Annotated in this window: 10 protein-coding genes; 4 read left to right on the plus strand and 6 right to left on the minus strand. The window is 75.5% G+C overall.

Going from position 1 to position 14,317, the window contains the following annotated elements; translation table 11 throughout:
- The first annotated feature begins 333 nt into the window (after positions 1-333).
- The 3 genes from EQG70_RS03845 to EQG70_RS03855 all read left to right on the plus strand — a co-directional run bounded on the left by EQG70_RS03845 (position 334) and on the right by EQG70_RS03855 (position 3,403).
- Positions 334-1,605, plus strand: a complete 1,272-nt coding sequence (locus tag EQG70_RS03845; RefSeq protein ID WP_232035251.1) for an MFS transporter — start codon at positions 334-336, stop codon at positions 1,603-1,605.
- Positions 1,606-1,831: 226 nt separating this feature from the next.
- Positions 1,832-2,197 (plus strand): hypothetical protein, encoded by a 366-nt coding sequence (locus EQG70_RS03850; protein ID WP_109221737.1) that lies wholly within the window; start codon positions 1,832-1,834, stop codon positions 2,195-2,197.
- 102 nt (positions 2,198-2,299) lie between these two features.
- On the plus strand, positions 2,300-3,403 hold the full coding sequence (locus EQG70_RS03855) for a pyridoxal-phosphate-dependent aminotransferase family protein (RefSeq protein ID WP_017833910.1): 1,104 nt from the start codon (positions 2,300-2,302) through the stop codon (positions 3,401-3,403).
- Positions 3,404-3,419: 16 nt separating this feature from the next.
- Here the strand turns inward: EQG70_RS03855 and EQG70_RS03860 are convergent, their stop codons facing one another.
- A complete protein-coding gene (locus tag EQG70_RS03860) occupies positions 3,420-3,671 on the minus strand; it encodes a DUF6458 family protein (protein WP_109268503.1) in 252 nt (83 codons plus the stop codon).
- A gap of 488 nt (positions 3,672-4,159) precedes the next feature.
- On the opposite strand from EQG70_RS03860, the gene EQG70_RS03865 reads away from it, so the two are divergent.
- Entirely contained in the window at positions 4,160-4,717 is a 558-nt protein-coding gene (locus tag EQG70_RS03865) for a hypothetical protein (protein ID WP_109268502.1), read from the plus strand.
- Between the two features lie 89 nt (positions 4,718-4,806).
- Here EQG70_RS03865 and EQG70_RS03870 read toward each other — a convergent pair whose 3' ends face one another.
- The 5 genes from EQG70_RS03870 to EQG70_RS18875 all read right to left on the minus strand — a co-directional run bounded on the left by EQG70_RS03870 (position 4,807) and on the right by EQG70_RS18875 (position 14,298).
- Positions 4,807-6,336: a stealth conserved region 3 domain-containing protein gene (locus tag EQG70_RS03870; RefSeq protein WP_017833913.1), complete on the minus strand. Its 1,530-nt coding sequence runs from the start codon at positions 6,334-6,336 to the stop codon at positions 4,807-4,809.
- A gap of 127 nt (positions 6,337-6,463) precedes the next feature.
- Positions 6,464-7,306 (minus strand): DNA-formamidopyrimidine glycosylase family protein, encoded by an 843-nt coding sequence (locus EQG70_RS03875; RefSeq protein WP_109268501.1) that lies wholly within the window; start codon positions 7,304-7,306, stop codon positions 6,464-6,466.
- Between the two features lie 27 nt (positions 7,307-7,333).
- Positions 7,334-12,352, minus strand: coding sequence for an Lhr family ATP-dependent helicase (locus EQG70_RS03880; RefSeq protein ID WP_109268500.1), 5,019 nt, complete (start codon positions 12,350-12,352; stop codon positions 7,334-7,336).
- The gene (locus EQG70_RS03885; RefSeq protein ID WP_109268499.1) at positions 12,342-13,166 is read right to left on the minus strand and encodes a DUF4232 domain-containing protein; all 825 of its coding nucleotides are present in this window, start codon (positions 13,164-13,166) and stop codon (positions 12,342-12,344) included. The genes EQG70_RS03880 and EQG70_RS03885 overlap by 11 nt, the downstream gene beginning before the upstream one ends.
- 142 nt (positions 13,167-13,308) lie before the next feature.
- Positions 13,309-14,298: a (Fe-S)-binding protein gene (locus tag EQG70_RS18875; RefSeq protein WP_419095660.1), complete on the minus strand. Its 990-nt coding sequence runs from the start codon at positions 14,296-14,298 to the stop codon at positions 13,309-13,311.
- Between the last annotated feature and the right edge of the window lie 19 nt (positions 14,299-14,317).

Raw genomic sequence — 14,317 nt, forward strand, 5'->3', positions numbered from 1 at the left:
CGACGGCGGCCGCTGCGTGGTCGATGGTGCGGTTCTGCCTGGTAGATGGCCCGGGGATCCGGGCCCGCCGTGGGCCTGTCCAGAGGTTACCGAGGAGTGTGCCGGACCACAACAGGTGCCCCGGCGTGCCGGCGGGGGAGGAGGGCCGGGCTCCGCGTGCCGCGCCGCCCGCGCTGTGTCACGCCGCCCCTCCCTCGGCCGATCCTCCGGCGAACCGTGGAACACTGCTGACAGCACTGCTCCCGGTTCCTCGGAGCATCAGCGGGCACGCCGTCCGGCGGGCCCACGACACCGGAAGGAGCGGCCATGGGTCGGCAGACGAGACCCTCCGGCATGCCCGAGCCCCTCCGTCTGGGGCTGCGCGCCAACGCCGCCCAGTTCACGCTCCTGGTGGCGGTCAACGCCCTGGTCGGCGGCATGGTCGGCCAGCAGCAGACCGTGCTGCCGCTGCTGGCCGCCGACGAGTTCGGGCTGACCGGCTACACCTTCATCTTCACCTACGTGGCCGCGTTCGGGATCACCAAGGCGATCGCCAACTGGTTCGCCGGCACCTTCTCCGACCGGTACGGGCGCAAGCCGGTGCTGCTGGTGGGCTGGCTGTTCGCCGTGCCGGTGCCGCTGATGCTGATCTTCGCCCCGGACTGGGGGTGGGTGGTGGCCGCCAACGTGCTGCTCGGCGTCAACCAGGGCCTGACCTGGTCCACGACCGTGGTGATGAAGATCGACCTGGTGGGCCCGGCCCAGCGCGGACTGGCCATGGGGCTCAACGAGGCCGCCGGCTACGGTGCGGTGGCCGTGACCTCCCTGCTGGCCGGGTACCTGGCCGAGCAGTACGGGCTGCGCCCGGCCCCGTTCCTGCTGGGCCTGGCCTACACCGCCCTGGCGCTGCTGCTGTCGGGGGCCTTCGTCAAGGAGACCCGCGGCCACGCGCTGCTCGACGCCGGCCGGCACACCCCGCGCGCCGACGGGATGCACGACCACCTGCACGCCGGTCTCACCGACCGCCAGATCATCGCCCAGACCAGCCTGAGGGAGCCCGCGCTGTCCTCGGCCAGCCAGGCGGGGCTGGTCAACAACCTCAACTTCGGGCTCTCCTGGGGCCTGTTCCCCCTGCTGTTCGCCACCGCGGAGCTCACCGTGTCCCAGATCGGGCTGCTCTTCGCCCTCTACCCCGGGGTGTGGGGCGTCGGGCAGCTGGTCACCGGCGCCCTGTCGGACCGGGTCGGGCGCAAGCACCTGATCACCGCCGGGATGGCCACCCAGGCCGCGGCCCTGGCCGTCATCGCCGCCGGCGACGGGTTCGGCGGCTGGGCCGCCGGGACGGTCCTGCTCGGGGCGGGCACCGCGATGGTCTACCCGACGCTGCTGGCGGTGGTGGGCGACGTTGCCCACCCCGTGTGGCGCGGCCGGGCCGTGGGCGTCTACCGGGTCTGGCGCGACCTGGGCTACGCGGTCGGGGCCGTGCTCGGGGGGATCGTGGCCGACCTGCTGGGCCTGCACGCCGCGGTCTGGGCCGCCGCCGGCATCAGCGCCGTCTCGGCCCTGGTCGTGGCGGCGCGGATGTACGAGACCCACCAGCCGGTCCCGGCCGGCCCCCGGGACTGAGTCCGCGGGACCGAGCCCGCGGGGCGGGAAGCCCTCGGGCGCTCCCCCGGCCCGGGGCTCCGGCCGGGAGAGCGACCCGGCGCCTCGAGGGCCCCGCGACCGGTCGCTAGAGTGGGGAGCGCCCACCCGCCGCACCGGGTCCGCACGCCACCGGGCCCGGGCCGGACCGTCGCCGGCGCCGTGCCGGCGACCGGAGTCCCCGAGCTCTCAGGAGGACGCCCCTCCCATGGCCGACCTGTTCGACTTCAACCACGGCGGCGCCACGCACCCCGGCTCTCGCGCCGCCGTCCACCCCGGGGCGGACTCCGGCGAGCACGTGGTGCTGTACACCGTGGTCACCGAGACGGACCGGCACATCGTCCTCGACGACGGCTTCACCTACGACAAGCGCACCGGTGTGGTCCAGGGCCCCGCGGGGCGCCCCACGCTGCAGAACCGCGTGACGGCCACCGAGGGCAGCGCGATGTTCGCCTCCTGGTCGGAGATCGCCCGGCAGCCCCGCCGCCCGGACGGACGCACGGAGGGCTCCGCCCCGCGGCGGGCCCCGGCGCGACGCCTCGGCCCGCTGCTCCGCCGGCTCGGACGCCGGTGAGGTCTCCGGCGACCTGCGGGGCCGCACGCTGAGGGCCGCCGGCACGGGCAGGCCATAGGCTGGTCGGCGGACCCGTCCACCCGTTCCCTTGAGGAGTGCACCGTGCCCCTGATCCAGCGACACCTGTTCGGCCCCGGCCCGTCCAACCCCTACCCGGAGGCCACGGCGGCGCTGGGCCACCCGCTGCTCGGCCACCTCGATCCCGCCTTCCTCGACGTCATGGACAGCGCCTGCGACGGCCTGCGCACCGTCTGGGGCACGGACAACCGGCGCACCCTGCCGCTGAGCGCCACGGGCTCCGCCGGCATGGAGGCGGCGTTCGTCAACACGGTGGAGGAGGGCGACGTCGTCGTCGTCGCCGTCAACGGCCTGTTCGGCGAGCGGATGTGCGACGTCGCGGCCCGGTGCGGTGCCGAGGTGGTGCGCGTGGACTTCCCCTACGGGGAGCCGATCGACCCGCAGCGCGTCGCGGAGGCGCACCCGTCCCCCAAGATCATCGCGGCGGTGCACGCGGAGACCTCCACGGGCGTGCGCTCCGACATCGCCGCGCTGGGGGAGCTCAAGGGCGACGCCCTGCTGCTCGTGGACGCGGTCACGTCCATCGGCGGCATCGAGCTGCGCGCGGACGACTGGGGGGTGGACCTCGGCTACGCGGGCACCCAGAAGTGCCTGGGGGTCGCCCCGGGACTGGCGCCGTTCACGATCTCGGACGCCGCGTTCGAGCGCCGGGTGCAGCACCCCCGCTCCTGGTACCTGGACCTGGGCATGCTCGGCGGCTACGTGGGCGAGGCCCAGGGCCGGGCCCGGACCTACCACCACACCGCGCCCACGGCGATGATCGCGTCCCTGGACGCCGCGCTGCGCAGGATCGCCGAGGAGGGCCTGGAGAACGTCTGGGCCCGTCACCAGGCCGCGGGCGACGCGCTCCAGGCCGGGCTGCAGGACATGGGGCTGGAGCTGTTCGCCGCCGAGGGGCACCGCCTCCCGGAGCTGACCACGGTCAAGGTGCCCGAGGGCGTCGACTCCGCCTGGGTGCGGGCCTATCTGCTGGAGCACTTCTCCGTGGAGATCGGGGCGGGCGTGAAGGAGTACGCGAACACCGTGTGGCGGATCGGCCTGATGGGCCCCAACGCCGACGCCGGGTCGGTGACCCTCGTCCTGGGCGCCCTCCAGGAGGCGCTGCGGAAGGTCCCCGCCCTGGTGTGAGCCGCTCCGCGTCCGCTCAGATGAGGTCGGTCTCGGAGCGCTCGATGCGCTCCCCGGTGCCGGGGTCCGCCACCGTGCGGCGGGTGGAGCGGCGCCGGGACGGCACGGCGGCGGCGATCAGGACCAGCGCGAGGTAGGCCACGCCCACCCAGAAGATGATCTGGCCGGCGAGCGCGAGGTTCAGCGGTCCCACGACCGACGGCAGCGCCAGCCAGAGGATCAGGCCGACGGCGATGGTGATCAGGGGTCCGGCGGGGTTGAGGCGCATGGCGGGGTCCTCTCGAGAGGGCGGGCGGAGCACGAGTTCATTAAGTAAAGCAAATCCATGTCCGATCATGCGGGACGCGCCGAGGAGGCCCCGGCGCACGCCCGGCGGCGACCCGGCCCGACGCGGAGGGTCATGTTCGGTCACGACGGCGCGGGCGCCCCGTGTCCCGCGGGGCGACCCGTGCTCCCCGGCCCGGCGCCGCGCTGCTCGGGCGGCCCGGGGGCGCGGCGGGGCGGAGCGGGAAGCGTGCTGCCGAAACCGCCGCTGGCAAGGCACGATCCCCCGGCCACTGCGCCGGCGGAGCACGCACCCGGGCGGCGCGGGTCTCCCGCGCACGCCGCCCGGCGGCCGGTGCGCCCCGTGCCGGTGGCACGACCCCGGGGTGCTCCGGCACGGAGCCGCCCGCCGGGGCGCCGGGGCCTGTAGCCGGACCCGTCCGGCTCTGCTTCTATTGAGGAACGTGGGGACCTACCGAGGAGGAACATCCGATGGAAACCTGGATCTGGATCGTGCTGGCCCTGGCCGTGCTGGCCGTGGTCGTCCTGGCCGTGCTGGCCGGGAGCCGCAAGAAGAAGGAGCGCGAGGCCGTGGAGCGGCGGGAGAACCAGCAGCGCGCCGCCGAGCTGCGCGCCCGCAGCGAGGAGGAGGACCTCTCGGCCCGCGAGCGGAAGGCGGACGCGGACGCGGCCCGCGCCGAGGCCGAGAAGGCCCGGATCGAGGCCGACCGCCTCGAGCAGGACGCCCAGCGGCGCACCGAGGACGCCGAGAAGGTCCGCCAGGAGGCGGAGACCCATCGCCGGGACGCCGCCTCGCTCGTCCCGGACGGGGACGACTCCACCCCTGCTGATGCCTCCCGCGGACGCCGCGAGGACGTCACCGATCGCGCCTCCGGGACGCGCTCCGACGAGGCCCCCTGGCAGGACGGCGACGCCGGACCGGACACCCGGACCCGGCACGACGGCGACACCCTGCACGGGGACACCCTGCACGACGGCAGCGCCCGCCCCGCCGGCGACCCCGGCCCCGGGGACCGGCCGCGCACCTGAGCCCCGGCTCGGACGCGGCGGTCGTCGAGCCGCGGAGAGCGAGCGGGGCCGGTGCGGGATCCCGCACCGGCCCCGCTCATTCTCCGCGGTCACTTCTCCCAGGGAGCCTTGATGGGGTAGTAGCGCTCCAGGAACTCCGTCATCCGCTCCGCGCGCTCGGGACCGGGCACCTCCGGGAAGCTGCCGTCGTTGAGGCAGAACATGTCGAGGTTGCGGCGGCCGAGCAGCTTCTCCATCTGCTGCAGCCCGGCGCGCGTGGTGGTGTCCACGTACTCCGTGCGGGCCGTCTCCTGGGTCACGGCCCGGCCGGTCAGCAGCGCGTAGTAGTGGTAGAGCGAGTTCGTCACCGAGATGTTGTCCGCCGCGCGGAAGCGGCTGGACGCGGTGCGGGCGAACTCCGCCGGGAACTCCCGCTCCATCTCGGCCACCACGCTGCGCCGCAGGGGCGCGGCGCAGTGCTGCAGGTGGCGGGTGGTGATCCGGCCGAAGCGCTCCCACAGGAGCCGGCGGTTGACGCGGGCGGCGTTCTCGAAGCCGGAGCGCTCGGCGGAGTTCTCGCCCAGGCCGATGCGGGTCTCGTTCTCCACGAACTTCGTGATCCCGCCCGGGGAGAAGAACAGCGCCGGGCCGATCGGGCGGCCGAAGAACATGTCGTCGTTGGAGTACAGGTAGTGCTCCGAGAGCCCCTCGATGTGGTGCAGCTGCGCCTCCACCGCCTGGGAGTTGTAGATCGGCAGGGCCGAGGTGTCCGCGAAGAACTCCTCGCTGCGCACGACCCGCACGCGCGGGTGCTCGGCCAGCCACGCCGGCGGCCGGGAGTCGGTGGCGATGTAGATGTTGCGCACCCAGGGGGCGAACATGTGCACCGAGCGCAGGGCGTACTTCAGCTCGTCGACCTGCCGGAAGCGGGCCTCGTGCGCGTCGCCCTCGCCCACCACGGCGTCGGCCATGTACGAGGCCCGGACCCTGCGGTACTCCTCGTCGGAGCCGTCCACCCACGAGAAGATCATGTCGACCGCGAAGTCGATGTCGATGGCGTGGTCGGCGAACATGTTCTCGATCGTGGGCCAGGTGAGGCCGAAGCGCTCCACGGTGCCGCGCACGGCCTCGGCCACCGGGACGGTGCGCCGGGTCAGCGAGTTCTCGATGGGCAGCCGGATCTCGTCCTCGCCGAACTCCCACAGCTCCACCTGCACCCCGGTGCCGGCGCCGTAGTAGAGCCTGGCCTCCGCGGAGTAGTGGGGCCGGAACAGCCGCAGGACCCGCGCGTTGCGGCGCGAGGACAGCTCGCCGTCGGCCAGCAGCTGCACGGTCTTCTTCTTGGTGTCCATCGGCTTGACGTAGTACGGCTCGCCCACGGCCGCGTCCACCAGGGCCTGCCGGAGCCGGGGCCGGTCCTTGAGGTCCACGGCGATGACGGGGCGCTCGTCGTTGCCCCGCACCAGCAGGTAGTCGACGCCCGCCGAGTCCAGGACCCCGCGCAGGAAGAGCAGGTTCTGGACCATGACGTCGTGCGGGGTCTGGTCCGTGATCCGCAGCGCGAAGCGGTCCTTGTAGCGGACCACGTCCTCGCGCTGGTCCAGGGCCGCGGCAGAGGCACGGGAAGCGGAGCGGAACACCTCGCCGTCCGTGCCGTCCTCGGGTGCCGCGAAGTACTCTGCGCCGAGCAGGGTCGTGTTGATGGTGCCTCCTCATGGTGTCGGGCCGCTGGGGCGGCGATCTCATGATAAGCCGCGGCGGCCGGACTCAGGAGGGGAGGGGCTGGCAGCGCTCGCAGAACCACACCGCCCGGTCCCGCGGCGGCCCGGGGTACGGCTCGCCGGGCACGAGCTCGGCGTCGTCGATCCGCGCCTCCCGGACCGGGGCCCCGCACCGGCGGCACGGCTGCCGGCCGCGGCCGTAGACCCAGAACTGCTCGCCGCGACGGGCCGGGCCCCCCACCGTGGAGCGCTGCGAGCGGTCCCGGTTGACGTGCAGCAGCCGGTGGGAGAGGTCCACGACCGCGCCGAGGACCGGGACCTCGGCCACCGGGGTGAAGGGGTGCAGCCGCTGGAGGAACAGGATCTCGTTGCGGTAGACGTTGCCGATGCCGGCGAGGTTGCGCTGGTCCATCAGCGCGGCCCCCACGCGCCGGAGCGGGTGGCGGGCGAGCCGGGCCAGGGCCTCCGCCCGGTCCCAGTCGGGGCCCAGCAGGTCCGGGCCGAGGTGGCCCACGAGCTCGTCCTCGTCGGCGGTGGCCACGAGGTCCAGCATGCCGAGGTCGAAGCCGACGGCCTGCGCGGCCGCGTTCTCGAGCACCGCCCGCGCCTGGTGGCCGGGGCGCCGCCACCGGGCGCCCCGCGGGTAGACGTGCCACATGCCCTCCATGAGCAGGTGGGAGTGCAGGGTGAGCGGGGGCAGGCCGTCGGGCCCGCCGTCGGTGCGGACCAGCAGGTGCTTGCCCCGCGGCACCACCTCGGTCACGGTGCGCCCCGAGAGGTCCGCGGTGGCGATCGACGGGAACCGGAGGTCGCTGCGGGTCAGGATCCTCCCGGCCAGGGCGCGGCGCAGCAGGACGGCCTGGCGGTAGACGGTGTCACCCTCGGGCACGGCCGCCCCCGGTGCTCGGGTCCGCGCTCATCGGCGCATCCTCAGGCCGCGCGGCGTCGAGTAGAACCCGCCGGCCAGCAGGGACTCCCGCACCGCGGTCTCGACGGGGCCGTGCCCCAGGACCCCGGCGCCGTTGACCTTCTCGACGGTCAGCTTGTCCACCGCGCCCCGGCGGACGATCTCGGCCACGGCGGGTCCGGCGGCGGCCAGGGCGGCCGCGTCGTCGGTGAACGCGAGCACGGTCCGCCCGCCGCGCTCCACGTACAGGGCCAGGGCGCCGTCCACGAGCACGACGACGGCGCCCGCCTTGCGCCCGGGCCGGTGCCGCCCCGCGGGCGCGTCCCGGCCGTCCGGGGCGGGCACGGACACGGGCTCCGGCCACTCGAGGGCCGCCCCGTAGGGGTTGGCGGGGTCGGTCGCGGCGAGCGCCAGCGCCACGGGCTCCTCGGCGCGGACCTGGTCGTCGGTGCTGAACGTGCGCAGGTGGTCCACCGTGGCGGCCTGCGCGAACTGGGCGGCGCCCAGGCCCTCGATGAAGTAGCCGCGGCGGGCCCGGCCCGTGTCCTCGAGCGTGGAGAGCACCTTGTAGACGGTGGCGAAGCCGCCGGGGAGCTCCTCGACCGCCACGGGGCCCTTGGTCACCACGCCGTAGCGGTCCATGAGCAGCTCCGCGGTGGCCGACGCCCGCAGCGTGGGGTCGAGGGGCTCGGGGCGCAGCATCGACCAGCGCCCGGCCACGAGCGGGGAGTCGTGGCGCTCCAGGGTGGCCGCCCGCGCCGGGGCACGCAGCGCCCCGCCGATCCCCGGGCGGGAGGCCGCGCCGGGCCGCAGCCGGGCGGCGCCCCGGCGGGACGTGGTGCGTCCCCGCGGGGCCTGGGCCCGGTGCCGGTGGGCGGCCTGCCCGCCGGAGAGCAGGGTGCGCACGGGCAGGAAGGTGTCGTTGGTGATCAGCCCGGACCAGACGAGGTTCCACAGCGCGGTGGTCAGCGCCGGGGCGGGAACCGGGTCCCCGGCGGCGTCGAGCAGGCCCAGCAGCTGCGGGAAGAACCACGCGCCGCCGGGGGCCAGGACGTCGAGGACCCGCCGCTCCAGCGTGGAGTCCAGGGCCGCCGCCGCGACCTCGAGGGTCTCGGCCGGGGGCAGGGTGAGCTGGGCCGCCTCGCTCAGGTGCAGCGACACCCATCCGTCGTCGCCCGCCAGGGACCCGGCCCCGGACCACAGGATCTCCCCGGTGGCGGTCAGCTCGTCCAGCAGCTCGGGCCGGTAGTCCGCCACCCGGGCGGCGAGCACCAGCGGCTCCCAGGCCGAGGCGGGGACGGCGACGCCCGCGAGCTGGTCCACCACCGTCAGCACCCCGTCCTCGCCGCGCAGCTGGTGGCCCCGGCCCACGTGCTGCCAGGCCGGCAGGAACCGGGCGTAGACCTGCCCGGAGACGGGCTCAACGTCCCGGCGCAGCGCGGCCAGCGAGCGGCGCCGGATCCGGCGCAGCACCTCGGACTCGCACCACTCGGAGGCCGCCGGGCCGGCCCCGCCGCCGTCGGGGCGCACCGGCCGGAACTCGCCCTCGACCACGCGCCGGTCCGCGGCCAGCCGCTCCAGCGTGGTGCGCACCACGGCCGTGCCCAGCCCGAGCCGCGCCGCGGCCTCGTCCACGGTGAACGGCCCGTGGGTGCGGGCGTAGCGGGAGACGAGGTCGGCCAGCGGGTCCTCGACCGGTTCCACGAAGGCCAGCGGCACCCCCATGGGCAGGGGCACGCCGAGCGCGTCGCGCAGCCGGGAGGCGTCCTCGATCGCGGCCCAGTGCTCGACGCCGCGCAGGTGCACGCGCAGGGCGCGGTTGGCGGCCACGAGCTGCTCGAGCCACCCGGCGGCGACGTCCTCGGAGCACGCGGACTCCGGGTCCCCGGGGTCCTGGAGCCGGCGGACGGCCTCGGCGGTGGTGAGCGGGCCGAGCAGGCGCAGCAGGTCGGCCGCGCCCTCGACCCCGCGCAGCCGCCGGTCCGGGGCCAGTCGCTGCAGCTCCGCCTCCGTGCGCTCGATGACGTCGGGGTCCAGCAGCTCCCGCAGCTCGGCGCGGCCCAGGAGCTCGTTGAGCAGGGCGGCGTCGAGGGACAGGACGGCCGCCTTGCGCTCCGCCAGCGGGGAGTCGCCCTCGTAGAGGAACTGGGCCACGTAGCCGAAGAGCAGGGTCCGGGCGAAGGGCGAGGGCTGCTCCGTGGTGGTCTCGACCACCCGGATCGCGCGCCGCTCGACCGCCCGGTGCAGCTCCTTGAGCGCGGGCAGGTCGTAGACGTCCTGGAGGCACTCGCGGATCGTCTCGAGGATGATCGGGAACTGCGGGTACTTCCGGGCGACGTCCAGCAGCTGCGCCGAGCGCTGGCGCTGCTGCCACAGCGGGGAGCGCCGGCCGGGGTCGCGCCGGGGCAGCAGCAGGGCCCGGGCGGCGCACTCCCGGAACCGGGAGGCGAACAGCGCGGAGCCGCCCACCTCCTCGGTGACGATCTGGTCGAGCTCGTCGGCGTCGAAGAGGAACAGCTCCGCGCCCGGGGGCTCGTCCTCCATGGCCGGCACGCGCAGCACGATCCCGTCGTCGGCGGCCTGCGCGGAGCCGTCGAGGCCGTACCGCTCGTGCAGCCGGGCCCCCACGGCCAGCGCCCACGGGGCGTGCACGGGCATCCCGAACGGGGAGTGCAGCACCACGCGCCAGTCCCCGAGCTCGTCGTGGAAGCGTTCGACGACGAACAGCCGGTCCGACGGGACCTGCCCCACGGCCTCCTTCTGCTCGCCCACGTAGGCCAGCAGGTTGTCGGCGGCCCACTCGTCGAGACCGGCCGCGCGCAGCCGGGCGCGGGCGTCCTCCGCGGAGGCCCCGGCGATCTCGCGGTTGAACCGGCCCACCGCGCGGCCCAGCTCCACGGGCCGGCCGGGGCCGTCGCCGTGCCAGAACGGGAGCTTGCCCGGCACGCCGGGGGCGGGGGAGACGATGACGCGGTCGTGGGTGATCTCCTCGATCCGCCAGCTCGAGGCGCCTAGGGCGATCACGTCCCCCACGCGGGACTCGTAGACCATCTCCTCGTCGAGCTCGCCCACCCGCCGGGAGTTCTTCCCGTCCTGCTCGCCCACGAGGTAGACCGCGAACAGGCCGCGGTCCGGGATCGTGCCGCCGGAGGTCACGGCCAGGCGCTGCGCCCCGGGCCGGCCCTCGATGGTGCCGGTATCCCGGTCCCACACGATCCGCGGGCGCAGCTCGGCGAACTCGTCGGACGGGTAGCGGCCCGCGAGCAGGTCCAGGGTCGCGTCGTAGGCGGAGCGGGGCAGGGTCAGGAACGGGCAGGACCGGCGGACGGTGTCGAACCACTCCTCGACGTCGATCGGCCCCAGCGCGGTCGCCGCGACCGTCTGCTGGGCCAGGACGTCCAGGGGGTTGAGCGGGACCGCGAGCGGCTCGATCCGTCCCTGCAGCATCCGCTCCACCGTGACCGCGGCGTCCAGCAGGTCCCCGCGGTGCTTCGGGTAGAACCAGCCGCGCGAGACCTCGCCCACCTGGTGGCCGGCGCGGCCCACGCGCTGGAGGCCCGAGGCCGCCGAGGGCGGGGCCTCGATCTGGACCACCAGGTCCACCGCGCCCATGTCGATGCCCAGCTCCAGGGAGGAGGTGGCCACCACGCAGCGCAGCCGTCCGGTCTTGAGGTCGTCCTCGATCACCGCCCGCTGGTCCTTCGAGACCGACCCGTGGTGGGCGCGGGCCAGCACCGGCGCCGCGCCCTCGTAGCGGCCGGTCTGCCGGCGCAGGTCCGCGGGCTCGGGGGCGGCGGGCCCGCGGGCCGCGGCCGGCTCCTGCCCGGCGAGGGCGGAGCGCAGCACGTCCCCGACCTGCTGGGGCGCGGAGCCGGCAGGGGGCCCCGGCGCCCCGTCGTCGCCCGGACCGGCGCCGTCCGCGGGGGCGCCGTCCCGGGGCCCGTCGTGCGGGTCCGCGTGCTCCACGCGGAACGCGTAGATCTCGTTGAGCCGCGCGGTGAGCTTCTCGGCGAGGCCGCGGGAGTTGGCGAACACGATGGTCGACCGGTTCTCGAGCACCAGGTCCACGACCCGCTCCTCGACGTGCGGCCAGATCGACGCCGTGGTCGTGGGGGCGAGGGCGTCGAGGTCGTCGTCCCCGAAGGCCGAGCCGGCCAGGGACGGCGAGGCGCTCGGCCCGCCCAGCACGGTCATGTCCGGGATGGGCACCGAGACGGTGAGGTCCCACGTCTTCTCCGTGCGCGGCGCGACGACGGTGACCGGCTCCCGGCCGCCCAGGAACCGGGCGACCGTCTCGATCGGCTCGACGGTCGCGGACAGCCCGATGCGCTGCACCGGCTGCTCCAGCAGGGCGTCCAGCCGTTCGAGTGTGAGCGCCAGGTGCGCGCCCCGCTTGGTGCCGGCCACGGCGTGCACCTCGTCCACGATGACCGTCTGCACGTCCGTGAGGGTCTCCCGCGCCTTGGAGGTCAGCATCAGGTACAGCGACTCGGGGGTGGTGATGAGGATGTCCGGGGGGTTCGTGAGCAGGGCCCGCCGGATCGCCTGCGGTGTGTCTCCGGAGCGGACGCCCACGCTGATCTCCGGCGGCTCGATCCCGGCGTGCCGGGCAGTCTGCGAGATGCCGATCAGGGGGGCCCGCAGGTTGCGCTCCACGTCCACGCCCAGGGCCTTGAGCGGGGAGATGTAGAGGACGCGGGTCCCGCGCCGCTCGCCCGCGGCGCTCGCGGAGCGGGCCTTGGCCCGCAGGGTCCCGCCGGGGGCCGGGGCGCCGCCCGCAGGGCCGGGGGCGGGCCCGGCGGCCGGCGTCCCGGCGCCGGGCGCGGCCTCCGCCACGAACCGGTCCAGGGCCCACAGGAACGCGGCCAGGGTCTTGCCCGAGCCGGTGGGCGCCACGATCAGGGCGTGGCGCCGCGCGGCGATGGCCCGCCACGCGCCCTCCTGGGCGGCGGTGGGCGCGGCGAACGCACCCGAGAACCAGGCCCGGGTGTGCTCGGTGAACAGGCTCAGGGCTGGTTCAGGCGCCAAAGCCCTGGATCTCGAGCTGGTGGATCCGCGGATCGCCGCAGGCCTCCACGGGGAAGGGGATCACGACGGACTCCGTGTTCTCGGGCGGGTAGACGCGCAGACCGGTGGCGGTCCGGGCGTCGCAGGTCGGGTGGTTGCCGGCCTGGCTGATGCGCAGGCCGGCGGTGACGGACTCCCCGGGTGCCAGGACCTGCCCGGTGCCGGGGACGGTGGCGTCCCGCAGGGCCGGGGAGCCGATCATCGTGCCGTCGGCGTCGACGAAGGACACCCCGGCGTAGCCGGCGAGCGTGCACGGGTCCTCGCCCGCGTTGGTGAGGACGACGTCCACGTGGACGGAGCCGGCGGCGCCGCCCACGGGGGCGGCCGCGACCTCGAGCCGGGAGGTGGTGCACAGGGGCGAGCCGCCGGTGCGGGTGCCCGCGGTGCCGCCGCGGGCGGCCGTGCCGTCGCCCTCCGCGCCGGCGTCGGGGGCGCCGCCGTCCGTCCGCTCCGCCGCAGCCTCGTCCGGCCCGTCCGCGGCGGGCTCCGCCGCCGGGTCCTCCGCCGCCGGGTCCTCCGCCGCCGGGTCCTCCGCCGGACCGGCGGTGCCCTGCCCGCCGGTCCGGTCCTCGGCCGGGGCCGTGGTGTCCTCCGTCCCGGTGGCCGGGGCGGTCTCCGGGGTCGCCGCCGAGGTCGGGGCCGGCCCGCTCTCGGCGGGGGCGTCGGCGGTGCCGGTCTGCTCCGGCTCCTCGCCCGCGCAGGCGGTGAGGAGCAGGGCTGCGGCGAGGGCGAGGGCTCCCAGGACGGGGCGGGGGGCGGGGGAGAGCGAAGACACGGGGGGATATCCTCCTCGGACGGACGTCGTGGCGTACCACGTCCCGGGAAGGGATCCCTCCCAGGTGCTTCATTCTAGGCAGGGCCACCGACACCGCTGCCGGAGGCGGCGCCCGCCCCGGCCGGGGCCGCTCCCAGCGGGGCTACCGCTCGCCGGGCTCCGCCGGGGGCAGCGCCGCGCGCATCACCTCGGCGAGGTGGACGCCGTCCGCGCCCGTGCCCTGGGCGATCTGGGTGCGGCACGAGAAGCCGTCGGCGAGCACGATCGTCCCGTCCGCCGCACTGCGGATCGCGGGGAACAGCTCCCGCTCGCCGAGGGTCTGCGAGACCTCGTAGTGGCCGGGCTCGAAGCCCCAGTTGCCCGCGAGCCCGCAGCACCCGCCGCCGACCACGGCAGTGTCCACGCCCAGCTTCGCGAGGACCTCCAGCTCCGGGCCGTAGCCGCTCATGGACTGCTGGTGGCAGTGGACCTGGCACACGGCGCCGGCGGGGCCCGCCTCGGTGGCCAGCTCCCGGAACGGCCACGCGCCGCCCTCGGCCAGGTGGCGGGCCGCGAACGCGCCGATCGTCGTCGTCAGCTCGGTGACCCGCCGGGCCCGGGGGTCGCCGGGGAGCAGCTCGGTGATCTCCTCCTGGAGCATGACCGTGCACGAGGGCTCGAGCCCGATGATCGGGTACCCGGCCTCGATCAGCGGCTCCATCACGTCCAGGGTCTGGCGAAGCACCTTCTGCGTCATCTCCAGCTGCCCGGTGGAGTGCCAGGTCAGCCCGCAGCAGACGTTGCCCATGGGCATCAGCACCCGGTAGCCCATGGCCTCGAGCACCTCCACGGCGGCCCGGCCGGGGGCGTCGGCGGAGAAGTTCGTGAACGTGTCCGGCCACAGCACCACGGACGGTCGGGCCTCGGCGGGCCCGCCCCCGGACCGCGCGGCGGGACGGCCGCGGAACCACCGGGTGAGCGGCTGCTCGGCGAAGGTGATCATCCGCCGCCTCGGCTCGATCCCGCCGAGCCGCTTGGTCAGCTCCTCGACGCCGCGGTGGGACTCGAGGAGGTTGATCAGCCGGAAGGAGAGGGGCACCTTCTCCACGATCCGCATCAGCAGCGGCATCCAGCCCATCGTGAAGTGGGCCATCGGCCGCCGGTTCCGGCCC

Source organism: Kocuria rosea (assembly GCF_006094695.1).
Classification (GTDB): Bacteria; Actinomycetota; Actinomycetes; order Actinomycetales; family Micrococcaceae; genus Kocuria; species Kocuria rosea.

Excerpts from the sequence above, each read along its gene's own strand:
- EQG70_RS03850 (WP_109221737.1), top strand. The coding sequence starts at position 1,832 with ATGGCCGACCTGTTCGACTTCAACCACGGCGGCGCCACGCACCCCGGC.
- EQG70_RS18875 (WP_419095660.1), bottom strand. The coding sequence starts at position 14,298 with ATGGCCCACTTCACGATGGGCTGGATGCCGCTGCTGATGCGGATCGTG.
- EQG70_RS03860 (WP_109268503.1), bottom strand. The coding sequence starts at position 3,671 with ATGCGCCTCAACCCCGCCGGACCCCTGATCACCATCGCCGTCGGCCTG.
- EQG70_RS03845 (WP_232035251.1), top strand. The coding sequence starts at position 334 with ATGCCCGAGCCCCTCCGTCTGGGGCTGCGCGCCAACGCCGCCCAGTTC.
- EQG70_RS03865 (WP_109268502.1), top strand. The coding sequence starts at position 4,160 with ATGGAAACCTGGATCTGGATCGTGCTGGCCCTGGCCGTGCTGGCCGTG.